16 protein-coding genes and 1 pseudogene are annotated in these 16,421 nt (G+C 58.9%); 9 read left to right on the top strand and 8 right to left on the bottom strand.

Going from position 1 to position 16,421, the window contains the following annotated elements; all coding sequences use genetic code 11:
* Positions 1-57 precede the first annotated feature (57 nt).
* The gene (locus tag IQ26_RS26345; RefSeq protein ID WP_145721301.1) at positions 58-2,448 is read right to left on the bottom strand and encodes a transketolase-like TK C-terminal-containing protein; all 2,391 of its coding nucleotides are present in this window, start codon (positions 2,446-2,448) and stop codon (positions 58-60) included.
* A 129-nt stretch (positions 2,449-2,577) separates the two neighbouring features.
* Here IQ26_RS26345 and IQ26_RS26350 point away from each other — a divergent pair, with 129 nt between their 5' ends.
* Positions 2,578-3,051 (top strand): Lrp/AsnC family transcriptional regulator, encoded by a 474-nt coding sequence (locus IQ26_RS26350; protein ID WP_145721302.1) that lies wholly within the window; start codon positions 2,578-2,580, stop codon positions 3,049-3,051.
* A 578-nt stretch (positions 3,052-3,629) separates the two neighbouring features.
* Here IQ26_RS26350 and IQ26_RS26355 read toward each other — a convergent pair.
* A complete protein-coding gene (locus IQ26_RS26355; protein WP_145721303.1) occupies positions 3,630-4,262 on the bottom strand; it encodes an acyl-homoserine-lactone synthase in 633 nt (210 codons plus the stop codon).
* A gap of 71 nt (positions 4,263-4,333) precedes the next feature.
* Complete coding sequence (locus IQ26_RS26360) at positions 4,334-5,083, bottom strand: helix-turn-helix transcriptional regulator (RefSeq protein ID WP_145721304.1); 750 nt, start codon at positions 5,081-5,083, stop codon at positions 4,334-4,336.
* Positions 5,084-5,211: 128 nt separating this feature from the next.
* Here IQ26_RS26360 and IQ26_RS26365 point away from each other — a divergent pair, with 128 nt between their 5' ends.
* Positions 5,212-5,427: a helix-turn-helix domain-containing protein gene (locus tag IQ26_RS26365; protein WP_145721305.1), complete on the top strand. Its 216-nt coding sequence runs from the start codon at positions 5,212-5,214 to the stop codon at positions 5,425-5,427.
* A gap of 30 nt (positions 5,428-5,457) precedes the next feature.
* Here IQ26_RS26365 and IQ26_RS26370 read toward each other — a convergent pair whose 3' ends face one another.
* Entirely contained in the window at positions 5,458-5,724 is a 267-nt protein-coding gene (locus tag IQ26_RS26370) for a helix-turn-helix domain-containing protein (protein WP_240547244.1), read from the bottom strand.
* Positions 5,725-5,865: 141 nt separating this feature from the next.
* On the opposite strand from IQ26_RS26370, the gene IQ26_RS26375 reads away from it, so the two are divergent.
* The 6 genes from IQ26_RS26375 to IQ26_RS26400 all read left to right on the top strand — a co-directional run bounded on the left by IQ26_RS26375 (position 5,866) and on the right by IQ26_RS26400 (position 11,494).
* Positions 5,866-6,663 carry an IclR family transcriptional regulator gene (locus tag IQ26_RS26375; RefSeq protein ID WP_145721306.1) on the top strand — a complete coding sequence of 266 codons (798 nt, stop codon included), beginning with the start codon at positions 5,866-5,868 and terminating at the stop codon, positions 6,661-6,663.
* Positions 6,653-7,846 (top strand): M24 family metallopeptidase, encoded by a 1,194-nt coding sequence (locus IQ26_RS26380; RefSeq protein ID WP_145721307.1) that lies wholly within the window; start codon positions 6,653-6,655, stop codon positions 7,844-7,846. Before IQ26_RS26375 ends, IQ26_RS26380 begins: the two co-directional genes overlap by 11 nt.
* Positions 7,843-9,120, top strand: a complete 1,278-nt coding sequence (locus IQ26_RS26385; protein ID WP_145721308.1) for a threonine synthase — start codon at positions 7,843-7,845, stop codon at positions 9,118-9,120. The genes IQ26_RS26380 and IQ26_RS26385 overlap by 4 nt, the downstream gene beginning before the upstream one ends.
* 146 nt (positions 9,121-9,266) lie before the next feature.
* Positions 9,267-10,013, top strand: a complete 747-nt coding sequence (locus IQ26_RS26390) for a substrate-binding periplasmic protein (protein WP_145721309.1) — start codon at positions 9,267-9,269, stop codon at positions 10,011-10,013.
* Positions 10,014-10,109: 96 nt separating this feature from the next.
* A complete protein-coding gene (locus IQ26_RS26395; RefSeq protein ID WP_145721310.1) occupies positions 10,110-10,766 on the top strand; it encodes an amino acid ABC transporter permease in 657 nt (218 codons plus the stop codon).
* On the top strand, positions 10,763-11,494 hold the full coding sequence (locus IQ26_RS26400) for an amino acid ABC transporter ATP-binding protein (RefSeq protein ID WP_145721311.1): 732 nt from the start codon (positions 10,763-10,765) through the stop codon (positions 11,492-11,494). Before IQ26_RS26395 ends, IQ26_RS26400 begins: the two co-directional genes overlap by 4 nt.
* 47 nt (positions 11,495-11,541) lie before the next feature.
* Here IQ26_RS26400 and IQ26_RS26405 read toward each other — a convergent pair whose 3' ends face one another.
* The gene (locus IQ26_RS26405) at positions 11,542-12,591 is read right to left on the bottom strand and encodes a pyridoxal-phosphate dependent enzyme (RefSeq protein ID WP_145721312.1); all 1,050 of its coding nucleotides are present in this window, start codon (positions 12,589-12,591) and stop codon (positions 11,542-11,544) included.
* A complete protein-coding gene (locus IQ26_RS26410) occupies positions 12,588-13,568 on the bottom strand; it encodes a GHMP family kinase ATP-binding protein (RefSeq protein WP_145721313.1) in 981 nt (326 codons plus the stop codon). The genes IQ26_RS26405 and IQ26_RS26410 overlap by 4 nt, the downstream gene beginning before the upstream one ends.
* 867 nt (positions 13,569-14,435) lie before the next feature.
* On the opposite strand from IQ26_RS26410, the gene IQ26_RS26415 reads away from it, so the two are divergent.
* Positions 14,436-15,314 carry a LysR family transcriptional regulator gene (locus IQ26_RS26415; RefSeq protein WP_145721314.1) on the top strand — a complete coding sequence of 293 codons (879 nt, stop codon included), beginning with the start codon at positions 14,436-14,438 and terminating at the stop codon, positions 15,312-15,314.
* A 120-nt stretch (positions 15,315-15,434) separates the two neighbouring features.
* On the opposite strand, the pseudogene IQ26_RS26420 reads toward IQ26_RS26415, so the two are convergent.
* Together IQ26_RS26420 and IQ26_RS26425 are read right to left on the bottom strand one after the other, a co-directional pair.
* Positions 15,435-15,828, bottom strand: a pseudogene (locus IQ26_RS26420) (Tn3 family transposase).
* 136 nt (positions 15,829-15,964) lie between these two features.
* Positions 15,965-16,421, bottom strand: a 457-nt coding sequence (locus IQ26_RS26425; protein ID WP_276316443.1) for a TCP-1/cpn60 chaperonin family protein, incomplete at its 5' end; no start/stop codon positions are given.

Consider the following 16,421-nt stretch of genomic DNA (forward strand, 5'->3'; position numbering starts at 1 on the left):
CGATACATTTTTCTTGAGATCTCGATCCCGCCTGGATCGGAGACTGGATCAGCAGCATCAATCCAGCGCGCGCAGATAGCGGACTGGGCGACCACCGGCGATCCTGTCGGCAGCCGTCGCGATAGAGTTCGCGTCGATACCGAAGTGCCGGTAAAGGTCGTAGATCGTCCCCGATTGGCCGAAATGCTCGACGCCGAGGCTGCGCGTACGGTGACCATGGACCGAACCCAGCCAGCCCAATGATGCCGGATGGCCGTCAGTGACGGTGACGATTGCGCAGTGCGGCGGGAGATCGGCAAACAGCCTTTCGACATGGCTCCTGGCATGGACGAGACCACGTTCGCGCGCACGGCTCGCCGCCGTCCAGCCCGCATTCAGCCGATCTGGTGAAGTCACCGCCAGCAGCCCGACATCGCGGCGATCTTCTGCCATCATGCCGACCGCCTGTATTGCTTCCGGCGCCACGGCGCCGGTGTAGGCGACTATCAATTCGGCGTTCGGTCCCGGCCGCCGCAGCCAGTAGCCGCCGTCGACAATGTCCTGCTCGAGCTCCGGCGTCATGGTACGGACGATCTGCTCGACCGGTCGCGTCGAAAGGCGCAGATAGACCGACCCGCCGGTCTCCTCGCGCAACCACGTACGCTCGGACTGCACGGCGTCACCGTCACGCTGCATATAATCCAAGGCAAAGCGCATGATGACGCTCAACTCGTCGACGAACGCCGGCTCGTAGGCGGCAAGCCCGTCCTGCGCCATGCCGATCATCTGGGTGGCGATCGACTGATGCGCACCGCCTTCCGGCGCCAGCGTGATGCCTGAAGGCGTGGCGACAAGCAGGAACCGCGCATCCTGGTAGCAGGCATAGTTGAGCGCATCGAGGCCGCGCTGGATAAAGGGATCGTAGAGCGTCCCGATCGGCAGCAGCCGCTTGCCGAAGATCGAATGCGACAGGCCCAACGCCGACAGGAGGATGAAGAGATTGTTTTCGGCGATGCCGAGCTCGATATGCTGGCCGGAGGTGCCGAATTCCCATTTCTGCGCCGAGGCGATGCGTTCGCTGCGGAACGTGTCGGCCAGCGACTGACGCGCAAACAGGCCGCGCCGGTTAACCCAAGGGCCGAGATTGGTCGAAACGGTGACATCGGGCGATGTCGTGACGATCGCGTCGGCGAGCGGCCCGCCGGCCCGTGCAATCTCGTCCAGGATCCTGCCGAAGCCGACCTGGGTGGAAACGCTCCCCTTGGCCTCCGCGGCGAGCCGATCGGGGACCAGGATGCGCTGAGCGTGTCGGCGCCGCTGGCCCTTTGCCGCGAAGGGCACCGCTCCGAGAAACCGCCGCAGATCCGCCTCCTGAATGCCCAGCCCCTCGAAGGCGTCCCACTCCCGCCCTTCGCCGACCGACATTGAGGCGCGAAAGATTGCCATCTGATCCTTGGTCATCAGCCCGGCATGATTGTCCTTGTGGCCGGCGAAGGGCAGGCCGAAGCCCTTGATCGTGTAGGCGATGAAGCAGGCCGGCCGATCGTTGCCGCGCGCCGCCTCGAACGCCTCGATCAGGCAAGGCAGGTCATGGCCGCCGAGATTGGTCATCAGTGCGGAGAGCTCGGTATCGGACCGCCGGTCGAGAAGCGATTTCAGGCCTGGCCTCTCTCCGATGTCGGCGAGCAGGCGCTTGCGCCAGGCGGCTGCGCCCTGAAAGGTCAGCGCCGAATAGAGCTGGTTCGGGCAGGCGTCGATCCAGGCCCTCAACGCCTCGCCGCCCGGTTCGGCGAAGGCTGCCTCAAGCAGCGAGCCGTATTTCAGGATGACGACGTCCCAGCCAAAATTCCTGAAAATGCTTTCGAAGCGCTCCCAAAGGCCCTCGCGCACCACGGCGTCGAGGCTCTGGCGGTTGTAGTCGACGATCCACCAGCAGTTGCGCAGCCCGTGTTTCCAGCCTTCCAGAAGCGCCTCGAAGATGTTGCCCTCGTCCATTTCGGCGTCGCCGATAAGTGCCACCATGCGGCCCTCCGAGACGCTTTCATCGCGGGCGCTGAGATAATCCTGCACCAGTGAGGCAAACAGCGTCTGCGCGACGCCCAGCCCTACGGAACCGGTAGAAAAATCGACGTCGTCGACGTCCTTGGTCCGTGACGGATAGCTTTGCGCGCCACCGAAGGCACGAAACCGTTCGAGCTTCTCCCTCGTCTGGCTGCCCAGCAGATACTGGATAGCGTGGAAGACCGGCGAGGCATGCGGCTTCACCGCAATGCGGTCGTGCGGCCTCAGCACCGAGAAATAGAGCGCGGTCATGATCGTCACGAGCGACGCCGACGAAGCCTGGTGTCCACCGACCTTCACGCCATCGGTGTTTTCGCGCAGATGATTGGCGTTGTGGATCATCCATGCCGACAGCCAGAGTACCTTTTTCTCCAGTGCCGAAAGTGCCTCCAATTGTTGTTTGTCCATGCCGCAAGACTCCCGATTACGATCGCCGCAATCATAGAGCCGACCAAAAGCCGATTGTCGCTAAACTTGATTGAAGTTGGCAGCTAAGTTAGCTGTTTTCACTAATATCTGCGACAGGAGTGATGTTCCGTGCCAAAAAGTCGACTAGACGAAATCGACCGGAAGATTATCGCCGCACTACAGGTCGATGGCAGGATGACGGCCCAGCAGTTGGCCGACCAAGTCGGCCTTTCGGCCTCGCCCTGCGCCCGCCGGGTCCGCCTGATGGAGGATATGGGCGTGATCACCGGTTACGCCGCGCTGATCGATCAGGACTTGGTCGACCTGCCAATCTCGGTGTTCGCCTCGATCAAGCTGGAGCGCCAGCGCGAAAACGAGCTGGAGCGGTTCAACGCGGCAATCGCCCGTTGGCCGGAGGTGGTCGATTGCTATCTCATGACCGGGCAGCGCGACTACCTGCTGCGCGTGGTGGTGCGAGACCTGCATGCCTACGAGCGCTTCCTGAAGGAAAAGCTGACACGGCTGGACGGTGTCTCCTCGATCGAATCGAGCTTCGCGCTTGCTCAGATCAAGCGGTCGAACCGGCTGCCGGTCGAGGTGTGATTTTTGAGGCTCACAGATCATACCCGGTCCATCCTTGCCACACCTTATGGTGGGAGCAGGATTTCAGCCAATTGGCGAGTAGAAGGTTCGACCCTCGGGATCCGGGCGTTTGCAATCGCAACATGTTTGCGCGGCCCCATGTCCTAAAACATATCGCGTCGATTTTGGCGGTTTTGGACCCTGGCTTGTCCGTTTTGCTTTTCTAGAAAGCCTCCCAACTCGTCCTTGAAGTCTTTCAAAGTTGCGTTGATGCGATCGATCGTTGCACCGATCGACATGGATACCACTTGCATGAGCTTATGCTGTGAATCGTGCACCTGCAGCGGCCACAACCAGATCAACCGTCAGCGTGCCACTCTTTCGAAGCGGACCCCAGCAAGAAACGCCAGAAGTATCATTATGGCGGCCCAAATGTTTCCTTGACCCGCTTTGCAGCTGGCCGACAGCATTCCGACAGTGTTTAGCCACCAGCTGTGTCGTCGAATTTGAGCATCCATGTCGCTTGCTGAGGCGACAGACAAGGAAAATTGCGAGAGCAACCGGTTCGCAGCGTTGCGCCTAACAGAATCCGTCGGCAGCTACGCCGGCCTCGTGATCATTCCTTCGGCCCAAAGCACCGGCTCCGTCATCCGATAGAAATCTTGTGTTGCCACGAGGGCTGCTGGGGACATATCAACCATCAGACCGATAATCGTCATGCCGTCGCGTTGCAGCGATGGCCCAAGCTGCCTGGGATTCCAGCCGATCGACGCGAGGCGCTCGAACCAATAAGCCTCACAGACAATTGTCAGACTCCGGATATATCGTTGAATGCAGAATTCGAGAATTCCGCAGTAGATGACGCCGGCTGCCTGGCAAGGCCGGCCCGGCTCACGAAGATCTCGAGCCACGAATATTCTGGTCCATTCAAAGATATCGTGCCGGCGCGGAACGCGATCATGGGCGAGTTGCGGGAAGACCTCGCTCATCAGATGTGGCCTGAGGGTCGGAACCAAACGGGATCCGGCGACAACGCCTCTTCCTGGCTGGATGCCAAGCAGATGGATCGCGTCCGAAGTATCAAACGCATCGATCTCGCGACCGTCGAGGCGTCTCAGCTCATGCCATCCGCGTTCGTTGACGTAAACCTCATGTCGCAGGCAAAAGTAGCTGTCGAGATGCTTTCGATAGGCAAAGCTGTTTGACGCGTCGACGGCATGAACATGAAGCATTGCGGTTCCTCAATGGAACCCTATCCGATCACGCGGCCCTTCCCAGCGGAATACTCAGATCTGAGGATGGCTCAAAGTTCGATTTCATGCCTGCGATGAGCCTCGACGATGGCATGGACAACGTTGGCCGCATTGAGCTTCTGTTTGATGTTGCGCTGGTGCGTGGTCACAGTGTTCTCAGAAATGCCAAGTATTCGGGAAACCTCCCATGCGGTCTTGCCTCCTGCGACCCACTGCAGGATTTCACGCTCCCGCTCGGAAAGTTTTTGTCTCGGCTGCCTGCGCGAGTTGCCGATCAATCGTTCGGCAGCTGAGTAGGCATGGCGCGCAAGCGCATGAATGGTGCAGCGCGCCGCCGGCGCCAAATCAATCTCGCTTCCAGCAACCGTCACACAGGCAGGATCGCCAAAAGCATCCTGGATGGGGATGCAGATCCCGTCGCGAAGTCCAAACTCCTTGGCTTCATCCATCACCCGCCTGGCATTGCTGTTCGTCAAGCCGTGATAGACATCCCTCCAAAGGAAAGGTTCGATCGCACCACGGCACAAGGTGGCGCAGGGGTCATGACGATAATATCCGGCAGCCATGTAGTGTTCATACCATTCGCCGGGCCAACCGTTGACAAGGATGTGTTCATCCAACATTCCGGTATCCTGGCGTGGCAATTCGGTAATGAGACAAGCTGCGTAGCCGTAACGTTCAATCCTTTTACGCAGTTGCCGGATGATTTCCGTGGCGCTGGTTGCACTGTCAATCTGCGCGGCAGCTTCAAATATCTGTATTAGCTCATGCTGTAAGACGCTCCGGTGAACCGCCGACATTACACGCCCTTTCAATGTACTGAGACAAAGAAAACAATAATTAACTTAGGTCCCACTGCAACCCGCAGCGGAACGTTTGACTACTATAGTAGGTGGCACTAAAGGGCGCGTTCTGACTGCCTCGCCGCATGAGGCTGAGGTCTGTCTTTGCTCGCAATCTAAGGTTGCTCCGTCAAGCCACTGGCCTGTCGCAGGAGCAACTTGCCGACCTTGCCGGCCTCGACCGCAACTATGTCGGCAAGCTCGAGCGAGAAGAGAACTCACCAACCGTCGACACTTTGGAGGTGCTGGCGTTAGCGTTGCAGGTTGACGTCGAGAAGTTGATCCGTCGCAACGGGCCTTGAATCCACCGCTCCAGGAGAGCGTCGAGAATACTAGGACTTTCCTTTGCGCCGTGCACGCGCCTTTACGGCCCGGTCTTCAGCCGAGGCCTGGGCATTTTTGCCTGGCCGTTTCGTCAGTTCTTCGATGTCGACGCTCAAAGCGTTGGCGATCTTGGCGAGCGATAGGAGCGTGGGATTACGGCGGCCGGCCTCGAGCCCGCTCAGATAGGCGCGCGTGAACCCTGAACGGAACGACAGTTCCTCTTGCGAGAGCGCTTGCGCGCGACGAATCTTCTGCACGTTGAGGCCGACAACCACCCGTAGGTCCATGAGGACATGGTCGCCGCTGCGCACACTTTAAGACGACACACTATAGTGAACATTCCTCATTGACAGGCACGGCCAATGCTGCTTTTCTCGCCATATTGAGGAACATCATTCCGAAATAAGGAACACTTGGTGACAGGGAATCTCTCGTTGGAACGTGGCCTTGCGGTTCTCAATCTTCTTAAAGAAGCGGATGAGGCGGTCGGGGTGCGTGACCTTGCTCGGAGGCTTGAGCAGAGCGCTCCTGCCGTGCAGCGCATCCTGAACACTCTGGCTGAGCAGGGTTATGTCGAGCAGGCGCCAGACTCGCGTCGCTACCGGCTCGGTCACTCTGTTCTGGCGCTTGCACGCAAAATCCTGAGTAAAGACCGCTTGGTAGGTTTGGCTGAACTGGAATTGCAGGCACTGGCTGCCGAAGGTTGTTTCAACGCATTCCTCGGTATCAGGCGGGGCGACAGCGGCATTTATCTCCTGACAGTGCAGAGTAGAAGCCCAGTCGTCATTCGTTCTTCGCCTGGCGAAACGTTTCCGTTGCATTCGAGCGCGCTAGGCAAGGCTCTCTTGATGGAGTTGGGCGGCGAAGCGGTCATTGGCATGCTTGGACGGGGTCCGCTAGAACAGATTACCGCCCGTACCGTCACGGACCCGCACAAGCTGGTTGCTCAAATCAGCGCTTCCGAATCCATCGGTTACACAACGTCCCTGGACGAGAACTTTATCGGCTTGATCGCGGTCGGCGCACCGCTTCGCGATGCATCAGGCACGATCGTCGCGGCCATAAGTGTGGCCTACCCCCGCTCGGTTGGACCGCATGTGGAGATCGCCGAAATTGGAGAGGCAGTCATGGCGGCAGCAGCGCGCATCTCCGCCGGCCTCGGCTTCCGGGATTCAAGAGAGAATCGAGATCGGGATCCCCATCATGCTGCTTAACGAACCGCGCCTACAACAGCGCATGACAGATGTCGGGCTGGATGCAGTCGTGGCAACGGCGCCGGAAAATGTGACGTATATGAGCGGCTTCTGGGCTCTGCCGCAATGGATCCGGCGTGGCCCGCAGGCGTATGTCGTTTGGCCGGCTCCTGACAATGGCATGCCCGAAATCATCACCAGTACCAGTACACTCGACCTGGTTGCAGACCAGGAGCTTTGGGTAAGCAAGGTCCGTCGCTATGGCGACTTTCATGCCGACATCCGTCCCTCGGCCGCCGAGGATGCCGTGAGCGAACGACACCTCCAGCTTCGGGCTCTGCCGGGACATAGCGATGCGATCGCGGCGCTGGTCGCCGCATTGCAGCAAGCGCAGCTGGGCCGTGCGCGGATCGGCATTGACGAGGCCGGGCTCGTGCCGGGACATCTGGAAGCACTCAAGGCGCATTTGCCAAATGCATCCTGGGTACCGGCCACAGCACTGCTTCGCGAGGTTCGCGCAGTTAAGACGGGCGACGAAATCGAACGGCTCGGCCAAGTCGCTCGCATTGCAGAGCGCTCCATTCAATCAGCGCTTGCGGTTGCCAAAGAAGGTGCGACCGAAGAAGATTTGGCGCGCGCCTTTCATATCAAGACGGTAGAGGAAGGCGCCCTGCCCGTGTTGGGCTGCATCGGTTTTGGCGAACGCAGCGCGCTTATGAACGTGCAGCCTTCCGCCCGTGAGTTGCGCGCCGGAGAAATCATTCGCTTCGATGTCGGCGGCCGGTTTCGACACTATCGCGCCGACATTGCCCGCATCGCCACACTGGGTGAACCGCCGCCGCAAGCGCGTCGGCTCCAGCAAGCGTTGCTGCGTGGGGTTCAGCATGCCTGCGACATTATTCGGCCGGGCATGGCAGCGGCAAAGCTCTTCGAGGCAGTGGTACGTGTCGTCCAGCGAGAAGGAATCACACACTACAAGCGCGATCACGTCGGCCATGGCATCGGCCTTGATGGCTACGATGCGCCGACACTTTCGGCACACAGTACAGAGGTCCTTGAAGAAGGAATGGTGCTGTGCGTGGAGACACCCTACTACGAGATCGGCCGCTGGGGGTTACAGGTGGAGGATATGGTCGTTGTTCGTCGAGGTGGAGTGGAACGGCTGACGGAGACGAAGGGCGATATCATGGTGGTGCCGTTATGAGCCGCGCGGTTGGTCTTTCCTGCATTCGATGCGGCACCTTGTTCCCGAGCGATATCAAGATCGACTCCCGCGGCTGCCCGAATTGCCTTGGGGATGCGCCAGCTAATTTTAAGGTTGTCTACGATCCAAAAGGAAATAGATCGGCCGGTTCTGCACACGGCGCCACCCTGCCCTCGCTCTGGCGCTATGCCGACAGGCTTCCTTGCGCGGCTGGCAATGCGATCTCTTTGGGCGAAGGACTGACACCGCTGCTGCCGGCCAAGACGCTGGGCAAACATCTTGGCATAGCCAACCTTCTGATCAAGGACGAGGGAGGGAATCCAACCTGGTCCCACAAAGATCGTTTCTCGACCGTTGCCGTATCTATGGCGCGATTGAGTGGGGCGCGCGTTGTGGCCACCGCCTCGTCGGGAAACGCCGGCGCCTCCCTTGCAGCTTACGCGGCACGGGCCGGCTTGAAATGCGTCGTTGTCACATTCGCTGGGACTTCCGGCGCGATGTTGGCGCAAATCCGCAAATATGGCGCGAAGGTCGTTCCCCTGGCCGACAAATCGCATCGCTGGCCATTGCTTGCGGCTGGGACTGAGCGTCTCGGCTGGTTTGCCACCTCCCCCTTTCATGCACCAGTGGTCGGCAGCCATCCGGGCGGCATCGAGGGCTACAAGACCCTTGCTTACGAAATCGTAGACCAGATGCACGGCGCCGTGCCGGATTGGTGCGCCTTGCCAGTCTGTTATGGTGATGCACTTGCCGGACTTTGGGAGGGTTTTAAGGATCTCAATAGCCAAGGCAAGATTGATCGCTTGCCCAGGCTGGTGGCTGCGGAAGTGCATGGATCCTTGACCAGTGCGCTTGCCGCCAAGGGAGATCTGGTTGCCGAAGTTCCGGCAGTCTTTGACACGCTAGCCATCTCGATCGGCACCACTCGAAGCACGTTCCAGGCACTTAATGCCCTGCGCGAGTCTGGCGGCATGGCAATGCCGATCGGCAACTGCGGTCTGGTCGCACTCCAGCGGAAGCTTGCGGCCACCGAGGGTGTCTTCGCCGAGCTTACGTCGGTGACGCCGTTTGCAGCTATTGAAGCCTTGAGACGGGAGGGCGCTATAGCGCCGTCGGCCAGCGTGGTCGCCATCGTTACAGCGAGCGGACTCAAAGACCTAGACCGTTCGACCGGCCCGGACGATCGGCTGCCATCATTTCAGTCAGTTGCTGAAGCCTGGGACCACCTCCGCGAGGACAAGGAGTATTGCACCACTCCCGGTGAAATCGCGTAATGCAAGCTGGAGCCAAAGAAAGATACCAAAGTCATGAACAGACGCAGTGTCATGGTCAATTGAACATCATTCAAATTGCTACGATCTGTCCGCAAAGACGAAGTCAACGACGAAACCTCGATCAAACACGACATAAGGGGAATTTCATGCTTCGGATAAGAGTTATTGGTTGTCTCGCCGCCATTGGTTTCGCATTGGCAACGCAGACAATGGCCGAGGAGAGCCTGAGAGTCGGCATTACTCCAACTGGAATCCCGTTCACGTTCGTCGACACCGCAACGCGACAGCCGACTGGCGCGATGGTCGACTTGGCCAGTGCGATCGCCGCAAACGTTGGGATGGACGTGGAATTTCAGGTAAACGCTTTCCCCGCGCTGATTCCGGCGTTGACCACGGGCAAGATCAACTTGATTTCGGCCAGCATGTTCATAACGGACAAGCGTAGGCAGGTCATCGATTTCAGCACACCCGTATACGCTTATGGCGAAGCAATGTTTGTTGCGGCCGGAGATGCCAAAAACTATTCGATCGAAGAGCTGGCGGGTGAGGCAGTGGGCGCGCAGATCGGCTCGACCTATGCCGATGCTCTGCAAGGCCTTGGCGTATTCGGCCAAGTAAAGCTCTACGACTCAATCGCCGATATGATGCGCGATGTGGTGCTCGGCCGCATCAAGGCTGGGTTCGGCGATGCGCCCATCATCGCATACCAGCTTTCAAAGAATCCTGACCTGGGCGTCCGCCTTGTTGACGGCTACCAGCCAATGAAAAGAGGCGAAGTGGCGTTGGCCGTCGCCAAGGAGAACCCGTTGCTTCTCGAAAGGGTGAACGCCTCCATCGCAAAACTGAAGGAAAACGGCGAACTCACGAGAATTTTCTCAAGATATGGCCTTTGAAGCGCAATCAATCGGTCCGTGAAATGAGGCTAGCAGGGCCTTACGGTGGCGTCCAAATGGCCGGCCGTGGGAGTGCCAAGAGGCATAGAGCGAACCATGACCAAATTCATCGCGCAGGCAACCGAATATCTACCTCTTCTTCTTCACGGCGTTTGGCTGACCGTCGTGATAACCTTCGTTGCGCTGTGCCTTGCGACGGCGCTCGGGCTTGTCTGGGCGTTGTTCAGAACATCAGGAATTCGCTCTCTTGCAGTGCCGACGCGGCTCTTCATCGACTTCGTCCGCGGCGTACCGCTCCTCGTCATTCTCTTCTATATCTACTTCGTCGCGCCCGATATCGGCATCAACCTGACGGCGCTTCAAGCCGGCATGATCGGGCTGGGGCTGGCTCACTCCTGCTATCTTGGGGAAACCTTCCGGGCTGGCATCGACGCGGTCGATAGGGGGCAAGTCGAAGCGGCAAAATCGATCGGCATGAAGCGTCCGTTGATGATGCGTCGTGTCGTTCTGCCGCAGGCATTGAAGATTATCCTGCCACCCTACGCCAACAATATGGTCATGCTGCTAAAGGATTCGTCGCTGGTTTCGGTGATTTCGGTCCAGGAGTTGACGATGCAGGGCAAGATGCTTGCATCATCCACATTCGACAACATGACGGTCTTTACCCTTGTGGCACTACTCTATCTGTGCCTGACGGTCCCACTGAATATTCTTATGCGTAGGGTGGAAATCTATCTTGGAGCGGGAAGATGATCATCTTCGACGACGTGCACAAATCCTTCGGCGCCCACGAAGTTCTCAAGGGAATCAGCGCCGAGATCGCCAAGGGACAGGTCGTGTGTTTGATCGGCCCGTCGGGTTCCGGAAAATCGACGCTTCTGCGTTGTGTGAACGGGCTTGAGACCTATCAGCGCGGGCACATCAGTGTCGACGGCACGGTGGTGGATGCCGCCTCCTCGCAGGTTCATGCCATCTGCACCCGCGTCTCGATGGTCTTTCAACGCTTCAACCTCTTTCCGCACCGCACTTCACTGGAAAATGTCATGGAAGGGCCGCTATATGTGTTGAAGGAGGATAGGAAACAGGTTCGCGAGCGGGCCTTGGCACTGCTCAACCGCGTCGGTCTAGCCGATAAGACGAATGCTTATCCCGCGTCGTTGTCAGGCGGCCAGCAGCAGCGCGTGGCCATCGCCCGTGCTTTGGCGATGCGCCCACAAGCCATTCTTTTCGATGAGCCCACATCGGCACTTGACCCGGAAATGGTCGGCGAGGTTCTGCAGGTCATGCGCGCGCTGGCGGACGAGAACATGACCATGCTCGTTGTCACCCACGAAATTCAGTTCGCCCGCGAGGTTTCCGATAATGTCCTCTTTCTGGACGGCGGCCGTATCGTCGAGCAAGGTCCGGCAAAGGAACTCCTTCGACACCCCAAGCATGAGCGCACAAAGGATTTTCTTCACCGGGTCATGCACCCGGTCTGAAACGCACCGGCACCTGGCTGTGTGACGCTGAGGATCTAGGCTCAGAACTATCGATCCTCTCGAAGCGAGCCGTCAAACTCTGCGAGGACGGAGCCCAGAGTTTGGCGGTTCCAAGGGAATCTCGTCCATGCGGTCTCCCCGGCCGGGCGAATTCGCTCGAGACTTGTTGGCTCACCTGGAATTGAAATTGGCCAGTCTTTCAAATTGGCGAGCCATTCTGGATTGTAGGCTGTATCCGAATGACGATGCCCTTCATCAGGCATTATGACAAGAGTGGAGGCTTCGGGATTTTTCCTGGCGAACCACGCGGCAACCAGAGCCGCGGCGCCGCTGGTCGGTCCCATAAAGAGTCCTTGATCGCGAAAGAGCCCGTGAGCCATGGCATAAGCGGGTAATGCGCCTACCCAATGAATGTCATCGATCATCTCATGCCGGACATTGTCCGGCAAAACACTGTTGCCGAGCCCCCGCAGCATGCGCCGTCCGACAGGTTGGCCAAAGAGCATGCTTCTATGGGTATCGACCGCAATGATCCTGAGATCTGGAAAGATTTCACGAAGGAAGCCCCCGGTGCCACATAGCGAACCCCCTGTGCCCACGCAGCCTACGAGGCAATCGACGCGGCCGAGTGAGCGAACAACGAGATCCGCTAGGCGCGCGTAGGCAAGGCGGTTTTCCGGGCTGTCGTATTGCCGAGGCCAATACGTGTCCGGGTTATCTTGCAAGGTCTTTTGAAGGTACTGGAGCCGACCGCGCTGATTGCCATCTCCCTGAGGATCATCAATGGCCACGACTTTGGCACCGAGGTGTTCCAGCCGCCGCTTGAGTTTCAGATCGACGAGGCTGGAGGCCGTGACAAGCGTAAGCCCATAGCCACGAACCGCAGCTAGCAGGGCGATGGCTAAGCCGAACGTGCCCGATGTCGTTTCGATGATGTGTCCTTCCCGCTCAAGGCGCCCTGACGCTTCCGCACGGTCGACCATGAAACGGGCGGGCATGAGCTTCATGAGGGAAAAGCAGGCAGCGGTGAGGTTGGGGGCGAGCTGAGCAAATCGCGGCGTTTCATAGGCGCGTAAATAGTCCACCCCTGCGGTCACTGGATTATCCTCGCTTCGGCGTTAACAGCAAATGTGTGAATACCTTTGAAGCCTACGCCCCCCACCTTCTTTGCGAGCTCAGCAGCCCGCTTCGCCGCTCCGGGTGCAACGGCATCGAGTAGGATGCCAATCAAGGTGCCGCTGTGGGCCACTTGCACGCCGCATGCGTCATGGTCCCGCGCTATGTCCAGGACCGCGCTAAAGCTTGCCTTCGGAAGATGCCTCTGACTTATGAGCGCGCTCATTGTTGCGACACGTCCAAGCAGGCGAGGATCCTGTTGCTTGATTGAGCGGTACGCCAATCCTCGCAGAACACGGAACACTCCAATTTCCTCGCTGTCGTACCGTGCCCGTCGCATCCTTAGCGTGTCGATCGGCCGACCGCTGCCGTCCCTGAAACCCACAACGAGAAGTGGCGGGAACTCGCCGCCGAAGTGTTCGATTGCGCGGCCTTCCCGGTGCGCAAACAGCAGAGCTTGATCGGAGTAGGCGATGGCGTCGCTTGCGCCTTCCGCGGTAACCGCCAATCGCGCAACCGTTGACTGGCGCAGAGTAACCCCCGCTGCAGCTGCGACCGCGCGGATAGACGCGATGACATCTGCCGTCGAGGAACCGTAGCCATGCCCTATCAAAATAGGGCTTTCGATCGTCAGTTCTCCACCTCCTCCAGCTATTCCGATATGCTCGAGGGTGAGGGCCGCCGCGCGCGCCGCCTTGGTCCGGTTTGCGGGTCGCGTGCGAATGCCGTCTCGCTCATCTGGCCAGAAGGTTGCTAGCGACTCTTGCGACGTGAGAGGAAGCGTAACGAGGCCGCGATAAAGCCGCCCGTCGTCCCCTTCAAAAACGCCTTGAAGAAATTCCCCGTGATGGGCGTGCGCCCGACCGACTCCTACCTTCAGAGGCAGTGCGATGTTTTCATTGTTGGTATTGCTCCAGTTTGTCTGGTAGCCGGATCTCGGCGTCCCTCTTTGTGTCACCGCATCATCTCCTCACACTGGAATTTTGCGATGATGCGTACGACCGATCCAGGCTGTCACTCGCCAAATCTTGGTAGTGCCGTTCGCAAGCCATGTTGCGAAGGCGGCGGAACACGTCGCTGCATCACTTGATGCTTCTCATGCTGGATAGGCACAGCACGCGCCCAGCAATCACCTGGAGGGAAGCTCTTGCCGGGTCGAATTTCGAAATCATCCGCGCCGGGCCAACCGCTGGTGATAAGGACGTAGCCTGCCGGTGAATAGGGAGAAAAATGCTCCGCACTGTCGTCCTCTTGGTCGCCGCCTTGTGCCTGGCGTCCCCCGACTTGGTGCCTTTCCAGCTCAAGCGCGCAGGCGGTAGGGCGTAATTGCAGGTTCTATTTTTAAGGATCTGCGAAACGGCATCCGTAGCAGGCCTGTTCTTTCGGCCGGCCGCCGCCAACCGACTCGGTTGCCCTGCCCCCGGCTTTGAATGTTCCTGACTTTGTCGCCTCTCCAGATCTAGGGTGCTGTGACCTTCCCAGGGCGTGCGAAGACGAAGCGGTCCCGATGGTGAGCGTGCGAGCTCTCCCTGCGGAGCAGAACCCACACCTTGCCATCGCAGCATGTTCACGGCAAAGCCGCCGTGGCCAACCGCGACGGCCATTCGACGCTGAAGGATTTCCTCCATGCTAAGAAGGCAACCTGAAATCCCGGATTCGTTGCAGTGATCGACGACAGGTGTTGATTCACACTGTCTGGCGTTGTTGTTCTTGCAAAAAAGAAGGAGGGATGGCCGCATCCAGTGTCAATACTGATATCTGGTGATAGCCGCGATCGCCAAAACCTCTCAAATTCTTGCGATCGTTACCTTAACCTTGGGCAGAGATGCGCAGCTCTATTCAACTCGCGACACTCAATTACGCGCTCGTGGTTGCGGAGGAGGGCAGCTTTCTCCGTGCGTCGCGGCGGGCCGGGATCGATCACTCGGCGCTCAGCAAGCGCATACGCGATCTCGAATACGCGATCGGGACGACGATATTTCATCGCCATACTGGCGGCGTTGGACCAACCCCAGCCGGAGAGCGTTTCCTGGATCGTCTGCGCTGCGTGCTACTCGACCTTGAGAATACTCTCACCCTGGCCAGGATCGGTATCATAGGCGAACAACAAAGGCTTTCTATCGGTTCCAACGTCATCCTCGCGGGGCGAGCCTTGGATGCGATCATTGAGTTTGGGCGGTGTCATCCAAATGTAACCATCCGCCTGATCGAGGGTTCTCACCCTGGGGCTGCTCTGGGCGGCACGGAGGTCGACGTTACCGTAACCTCTTCCTCCCGATCCACTGGCGGCGCATTCGAACTCTCATTGTGGAACGATAATCTGGCCATTGTTCTTGCTTCAAATCATTCTCTCTCAACTCGTCCTGTGATCGAGTGGTCGGAGCTGGATCAAGAGACGTTGCTCGTCCGCAGGGGCGAACCATTTCTGCTCGCCGATGCTGTTGGAAGCCGCGTGCAGCTCCCCACGATCGTCGAACATCACGTCAGTGCGGGCACCCTGTTGCGCCTTGTCCGAAATGGTCTTGGAGTCGCTCTGATCCACCATGGAGATGTCAATAGGGTCCCTGAAGGAGCCGTCTGCCGCAAGCTCCGGATCGGGGGAAAGCCAATCCAAATCTCCAATTTTGTCCGTTGGCGCCCAGACAACGCTAATCCTGCCCTGTCGATCTTCATCGCGTTCCTGCGCGATCGGTATTCGACCTGATCCGCTCGGCATGAACCCGAGTACTCATCGCAGCTTCGGGCTAGTCGGACTCGGCAGAAGGTGCGGTCCGCCGCCATGAATGGCCCCTCATTAAAGGGGCAAAGATATACGGTGGGCAGGTCATATGGTGAACGGAATAGGCCGGAAGCCGTCTGCATCAATCAACGGCGTTTCTTCCCACAAATAGTTGCCGGTGAGGTTTACATGCTCCCATCCGAGCGGCGAGAGGCTGTCGAGGAGATGGTTGGGAACCGCTTCGCCGCCGGCGCGGGTGGCGTCTCATATAGACTGTGTTCCAGTAAATGATGGCCGTGACTACAAGGTTGAGGGCCGATGCCCTGATTGACAGATTTTCCTGGCTGCGGTCGCGAAAGCGGCCGAGGCGGTGAAGATTGACGGCACGCACGAGGCTCTTGCGTGCTGCGCCTTTGTTGAGTTCGGCCGTTGTCGTTTGACGCAGATCCTTGTCGGTGATCCAGTCAAGCGCGAACAGTGTTCGTTCTATGCGTCCCATCTGGCGCAAGGCTTGGGCAAGCCCGTTCTGTCGCGAGGTCGAAGCGCGTTTTCCACCTATGCCGACCCATTCTGTTTCTCGGATGGCGCGGCGATCCAGTTCGGACACTTCCGTGCTTCCGCTGGCCGCAGAGTGCTCAGAAATCCAAATCCATATCGTGATGATGATGCTCGTGACCGGGAAGCTCCGGCGGCGGCGGGCCAGGGATTTCGGCCACCATGGCCTCCGTCATGATGAGGAGGCCCGCCACCGAGGCCGCGCCCTGGAGCGCCGTTCGCACCACCTTGGCCGGGTCGATGATGCCCTTCGACACCAGATCCCCGTAAACGCCCGATTGGGCATCGTAGCCATAGGCGTTATCATCGTTTTCGAGGATCCCGGCGATGACGACCGAGCCTTCCAGGCCGGCATTGATCGCGATCTGCCGAGCCGGCCAGGTGATCGCCTTCCTGACGATCGCGATGCCGACCTGCTGGTCCTCGTTGCCGCCCTTGAGCTTCTTGAGCGCCCTGCCGGCGCGCAGCAAGGCGACCCCGCCGCCCGGGAGAATGCCCTCCGCGACCGCGGCTCTTGTCGCGTTCATCGCGTCATCG

Origin of the sequence: Mesorhizobium tianshanense (assembly GCF_007830515.1) — a bacterium.
GTDB classification, from domain to species: Bacteria; Pseudomonadota; Alphaproteobacteria; order Rhizobiales; family Rhizobiaceae; genus Mesorhizobium; species Mesorhizobium tianshanense.